This window comes from Haloarcula sp. JP-Z28 (assembly GCF_011440255.1).
Lineage (GTDB): Archaea > Halobacteriota > Halobacteria > Halobacteriales > Haloarculaceae > Haloarcula > Haloarcula marismortui.
In genome coordinates, this window is sequence record NZ_JAAOHT010000150.1 from 1 (window position 1) to 1,610 (window position 1,610).

Consider the following 1,610-nt stretch of genomic DNA (forward strand, 5'->3'; position numbering starts at 1 on the left):
TCTGACCGTCAGGTCAGAACGGCAGCGGGGGCACTCGACGCCATCACGCCAGCGAACCTGCTGCAACAGGTCCGCTGCAGCCGATTCCGACACGAACCGGCTTATTGGGAACATATCGGGCACCGCTGGCGCGGTGCCCTTGCCCTCTTCGACTTTCAGCCGCAGCTCTCGCTATCAACAATCTCCTTCGCAAGAGCGATCTCCTATTATTGATCTGGTTTGCAGCTTCCAGCCTCTCCCTGAGTAATTCATAGCACTTCTACTGTCTGAGTACACACCACTGTGTCCGCTGTTCTCCTCTCCGGCCCACAAGAACAGCGGACATCGTGGTGTGACTACGACCGAATAACACCACGATGTCCGCAGTAATTGACTCCTGATTTCTCAAACGCCCAGTAGAACAGCGGACATCGTGGTGTCGATTTAGTATTATGCCTATCTTTTTCAGTCAGACGCCACGATGTCCGCAGTAATCTGGCAATAGAGACCATCTGATACGGTGTTACTGCAGACACCGTGGTGTTCTCTGTGACACACTGCTTGCTCGATGATCTGGGAAGGGCCTCCGTGAGACGTACAGTTCTGACCCCTGTCTGTAATCTCCTCTCAGATTGGTCGACCCCAGAACGCTCGACAGTGTCGTCATCATAATTGCAATAACAAATACAGAATCCTCCATGGCTCTAGCTTCCGGTTCCAGCGTCAATGTTGGCGTCATATTGGTCGCGCTAGACGCTGCAGCGTTCCTAGTCATCTGCCGGGACCGCTGCTGAACTCAGAATATCATTGAACAGTTCCTTCTATATATTTTACAATAGCCCACTTGCCAGTCATCGTGATAACCAATAATCCACCCGCGACGTTCTACTGCTTTCACTCATTCAAGTAATTCAAACACGGGAGTGGTGCACCGATATCTAACCATCTCTGTGGTAGCTGTCATCTGAACGTCCGTTCAACAAGCCGTGCCTCTGCTTTTCTGAGATGGTTCGATGCAGTGCTCGGGGCACAACCGAGTTCTTTGGCAACGTCCTCGACGCTCCCATTTCGTGGGACGTCGTAGTACCCGACTTCTCGTCCCACGGTGAGTGCCTCGCGCTGGCGTGAAGTGAGGCCGGTGGCAAATGTTCCGGGACTGGCATCGTATTCGCCGATTTTCCGGACATTTATCGAAATCCCATCGGGAAGTGCACTCCGGACCTCTTCGAGCGCGGCAGGCTCCCCGACGACGTCGAACAACACGATCCCATGCGGCCGGTAGGCAACCGGTGGGACTATCATTAGGGTCGGCTGTTTGAACGCCGTGTAGAACTGTCGTGATCGGTCAGTCTCTTGGCCACGGATGAACGCATAGAACGCCTCATCCCGAACGGGTGTAATATCGTAGCTTTCCATGGTTTCAACCCCACAAAGCGCCGATTCGTAGGGCTCGCGATCGCCGACGACATAGAACAACGTATAGGCAATTCCGTCTTCGACGCCGACTTTCCATGTGACGAGCCATTCGCGCTTGATTGCATCGCTTTCGGTCATAAGGCGGTGCATCGGACGCTGATACTCCAGTGCATACTGGATCTCCAAGCGGAGATATCTCACAGGCGAGTTCTGAA

At 53.5% G+C, this 1,610-nt stretch carries 2 protein-coding genes; both read right to left on the reverse strand.

The window, feature by feature from the left end; all coding sequences use genetic code 11:
* A partial coding sequence (locus G9463_RS23595) for a transposase (RefSeq protein ID WP_165896142.1) occupies nucleotides 1-114 on the reverse strand: 114 nt, incomplete at its 3' end.
* Nucleotides 115-939: 825 nt separating this feature from the next.
* Nucleotides 940-1,533 (reverse strand): helix-turn-helix domain-containing protein, encoded by a 594-nt coding sequence (locus G9463_RS23600; RefSeq protein WP_165897993.1) that lies wholly within the window; start codon nucleotides 1,531-1,533, stop codon nucleotides 940-942.
* Between the last annotated feature and the right edge of the window lie 77 nt (nucleotides 1,534-1,610).

What these genes read in the sequence shown, in the direction of transcription:
- G9463_RS23600 (WP_165897993.1), bottom strand. Translation starts at nt 1,533, where the DNA reads ATGACCGAAAGCGATGCAATCAAGCGCGAATGGCTCGTCACATGGAAA.